Here is a 3766-nt window from a genome sequence, read left to right as displayed (position 1 = left end):
GAGGCACCATAACACAATGGCGGTATGCACAGACTGAGGGACACGCCGGACGAAGACTGCTTACTGTCATAGCTGGCTGTTTCCCTTACCCTTCTGCTGATAAGCCCCCAGCTCCAGTGAGATACCGTTCTGCGCACCAATCAGGCTCACGCCGACGATGCCCGGAAGATTACGGTGCTAGACGTTTGCTACCTGCCGCAGCCTCTACCCGGTGGTGTTCATCTGCCAGTCGATAACAGACCCTTTGGCCCCTGAGCAACAGCAGGTGATTAATCAGCTTCTGGAAGGGATGATTATCAAGTACGAAGCAGAACGCTGGTCTTCAGGTGCGAAGTGACTGGCGGCTAAAAAAGGCCGTCACACAGGACTGTTAATAAAAAATAACCCTGCGCGATCAGTGCAGGGTTTGGGGAGCTTTTTTTATTTTTACTACAGTATTAAAAAAGTAATACCGTAAAGACTCAGTACATCAATACAATAACCTCATGATTTATTACTTCTTTAATACCACCATTTTTTCGCTTCGCCATTATTGCACCACCTGGCAACCATCCCGATTAATAATAACAGTGTGAGGCGTTGGACAACGAGCATGGCGAGGCGTCAGGGGATTTAAAGGGGCAACCCTTTAGCGCAGGTCGTGGAGATAAAAACGTCAGTTTTTGTCGAACATGACGAACGTGCCTGACTTTCTTTCACTGTCACTATTTTTCATCCTCCATTACATTACAGACGCAGTTTTAGTGCACTGTTGCGCATGACTGACGCTCCTGCATGCTTTTCCCTCGCATCACCATGCATCACTCACGCTCTGTTCCGCATTATCATGCCCGTCCGTGCACAGGTGCGCATGATTACGCATCGATAAATAAAATAACATCAAAGATAATATATATTTCGGCATGACCGTGACAGTAAGATTATTTCTGGTGACCAGTGGACGGGATTCAAAGGGTTCCCCTTTGGCACGCGACTGTGTATACAGTCGGCAACGTGCCTCCAGAACCAGGGAAATATAATGCACAGTTTCATTAAATTGCACTGCATTGCAAAAAGTTGCACTGATGTGGCGTAATCTCGCTCCCCATTGCATTAAATTGCATTCTGTTGCACTCATTCCACCGGGGTGTCGGGGCTGTGCCCTGACCTGTTGCTGGCCGGCGTTTTGAAGGACGCCACAACGTGGCGGTGCTACAAAAAATATCCTGTCCCTCAGTTTGCAAAGAAATGAGGTAATACGTGGGCGAGCTGATGACGGCAATAAATTTGTAGGTAATCTGGCAGGCAAAAAAATCCCGCCAATTGAGGGCGGGATTAAATTTATGCTTTAGGGTCTGATGGCGGAGACTTTCGGGCTTTACGTTCATCTATTTTGGCAAAAATCCATGAACCTAGCCCTCCCGCAGTACCTGCGATAGTGCTTACAACGATGATATCTATAATTACTTCTCGCGTTAAATTAACCTTACCATCAAAAATCAAGTCAATAACAATACTAGCCACAAAGAAAAAAATGAAACAACAAAAGACAAGATACACAACATTTAAAAATAAAAGTCTCAATTTTATATTCTTATGTTTTTTATTTATTAGCATCATTTAAATCCTTTTTATTTATTTTGTCTTTAACTTTATTACCAATAAATTCGCCACCAACAGAACCAATGACATCACTAACAAAATCAGAGCTTGAACCTAAAACTGGATTCAATACAGGCGGTGCAACTACTCCAGCTACAGTACCAAATGCCCAACTAGCACCAGTACCAGTCAGGGCACCTTTATCAGGTCCATCGGTGAACAGTGTCTCTCCTACTACGATGCCTGCGTTCTGCCATACATTACGTCCCGGAGCCAGCGCTCCGGTAATACCCGCTGACACACTGCCCCAGTAATCCCAGTTTTTGTTTTCGTTACCTGGTTTACTCAGGTCGTACCATTGATACGTACCATTAGCAATTTCCGAGATTACTGCACCGCCAACTACTTTACCCACCGAAGCCGCTGGCCCTAAATAAGCCGCTCCCGCTATCAGTACGCCATCTTTATAACCATTCACGATAACTTTTGTGATATTGGCACCGTCCGGTAAATCACCCTTCGCGATCCTATTAAGTCCGGCCTGTGTTTCTTCCGGGGTCAGATTATTGTCCACCGCATACTGATTCCATACAGAGTTAACCGCAACAGTATTGTCCATGCCTGTCCCGAATCTGAGCGAGTTATTCTCAACAACAAATCTTTCTGGTGCGGCCTTTCGTGTTGGAGTCGGTTTTTCACTGTAATTTCAGTTTGTTAAAACCGTTTTTGCCTGCTGTGCTTCTGGGGTGACAACTTTTCCCCGACGCGCCTTTTTTGCCTGAGCAAGCTACCGCTTCGGCTAACCTAAGTCCTATTTGGATCGTTAGATTAATCCGCAGCTTTCCCATCATATGTGAATCCACCTTTGATTCCGGGATTCATCTAACTTAGTTTTTTTTCTGTTCTTCGTAATTTTGCAGATATTCTTTTAGAGGATGTGCGGTACCAAACACATGAATCTCACCCGTGTCTTTATCAACTATAAAAGGAGCGTTTCCAGCAAGTAATGCGGAGGTTTCTCCTGTTTCGAGATACTCTCGGGACTGAAAGCAAAAAAACCACCCTTCAGAAAAACGTCCTAAAGACGTTATCACCACAGGGATATCAGCATCACCTAGATAGTGATGGGCTTTTTGCATAGCATCTTCAAATGTAATCATTAATTAGTTCTCAACATTTTGAATGACTCGAATTTGCTAAGATCAGCAACTTTACCAGTTTGACCATCCAGGAACCGAATTGTCCCATTTTGGTTAACGACATTGAATACATGCCCTGGCTGATCTGGACCATAAGAGCCATAAATAATACCTCTAGCTCCATTCCCCGCATCTAACATTTTCTGAGCAATGGCATCAGGAGTGGATATATTTACAAACCTATTCCCAAATTGCCTCTCAAGAACAGTTAATGAAACTCCTGCTGTTGAATTTATAGGCAATGCAGATGCAGGATTACCCGCTAAAGTGGCATCCGTTGCTACGGCACAGTTTACACAGTTGTGCGTACGACCGGGCTCAGGGTATCCTGGATTCACGTCTCTAATTGAACCAGCAGTAGGAGCTTCCGTTTTCATCCCATACACCGCCCCACCAATCGCCGCGGTGGTATGGATGCCGGTCATCATGTCGTACAGTGTTGACGCTGTTTCAGAACTGACACCCCAGTTCTGAGCTATACGCTGAACATCCGCATCGCGCTGTACTTTCGCATCGGCGGTAGCGTACTGCCACTGCTGCCCGGCGATTTTATCCGCGCCCTCTTTATATACACTGCCGATTGTGCCGACATACTGCCCGTCCATTTTCTCGTCATAGCTTTTGCCCATCGCGGCCAGCTCCTGACGCATACCCCGGCAGGCTGATGACGATAGCCTCTGGCACGCGTTGTCCAGTGCCACATCGAACGCTTTATCTTTCGCATCAAGGTCCGCAACCAGCTTTTCAGCCTTGGCTTTTTCGTTCGCATCCTTGATGTATGGCAGTGACCACTTCGCATCCTGCCTTTGCTTCTCATCTTTAGCGGCCAGAGAATTATTCTCAACCTCCACACGGGCAGTATTAGCCCCCACAGCCGCCATGGAGAGGTTACCGTCTGTCACCGCAGCACCCGCCAGACCACCCGCAATACTTACCAGGCTGCTGACCAGTCGCTTCTCATCCGCCGTCAGGTCACCGGGTTTTTT

General features: G+C 46.5%; 4 protein-coding genes and 1 pseudogene. 1 reads left to right on the top strand and 4 read right to left on the bottom strand.

Annotation, left to right across the window (positions count from 1 at the left end; translation table 11 throughout):
• Window positions 1–244: 244 nt before the first annotated feature.
• Window positions 245–337 (top strand): annotated as a pseudogene (locus ACJ9N4_RS20680) (RstR family transcriptional regulator); the annotation flags it as partial.
• 983 nt (window positions 338–1320) lie between these two features.
• Here the strand turns inward: ACJ9N4_RS20680 and ACJ9N4_RS20675 are convergent.
• The 4 genes from ACJ9N4_RS20675 to ACJ9N4_RS20660 all read right to left on the bottom strand — a co-directional run.
• Window positions 1321–1596, bottom strand: coding sequence for a hypothetical protein (locus ACJ9N4_RS20675; RefSeq protein ID WP_411500771.1), 276 nt, complete (start codon window positions 1594–1596; stop codon window positions 1321–1323).
• On the bottom strand, window positions 1583–2200 hold the full coding sequence (locus tag ACJ9N4_RS20670; RefSeq protein ID WP_411500770.1) for an adhesin: 618 nt from the start codon (window positions 2198–2200) through the stop codon (window positions 1583–1585). The genes ACJ9N4_RS20675 and ACJ9N4_RS20670 overlap by 14 nt, the downstream gene beginning before the upstream one ends.
• Before the next feature lie 268 nt (window positions 2201–2468).
• Window positions 2469–2741 (bottom strand): YrhB domain-containing protein, encoded by a 273-nt coding sequence (locus ACJ9N4_RS20665; RefSeq protein ID WP_411500769.1) that lies wholly within the window; start codon window positions 2739–2741, stop codon window positions 2469–2471.
• Window positions 2741–3766, bottom strand: a 1026-nt coding sequence (locus tag ACJ9N4_RS20660; RefSeq protein WP_411500768.1) for a toxin glutamine deamidase domain-containing protein, incomplete at its 5' end; no start/stop codon positions are given. The genes ACJ9N4_RS20665 and ACJ9N4_RS20660, both read right to left, overlap by 1 nt.

This window comes from Enterobacter sp. LM3 (assembly GCF_046622475.1).
GTDB lineage: Bacteria > Pseudomonadota > Gammaproteobacteria > Enterobacterales > Enterobacteriaceae > Enterobacter > Enterobacter cloacae_P.
Note: the sequence above shows the minus strand (reverse complement) of the source record. Positions and strands in the feature narration are given on the sequence as shown.

What these genes read in the sequence shown, in the direction of transcription:
- ACJ9N4_RS20675 (WP_411500771.1), bottom strand. Translation starts at nt 1,596, where the DNA reads ATGCTAATAAATAAAAAACATAAGAATATAAAATTGAGACTTTTATTT.
- ACJ9N4_RS20670 (WP_411500770.1), bottom strand. Translation starts at nt 2,200, where the DNA reads ATGGACAATACTGTTGCGGTTAACTCTGTATGGAATCAGTATGCGGTG.
- ACJ9N4_RS20665 (WP_411500769.1), bottom strand. Translation starts at nt 2,741, where the DNA reads ATGATTACATTTGAAGATGCTATGCAAAAAGCCCATCACTATCTAGGT.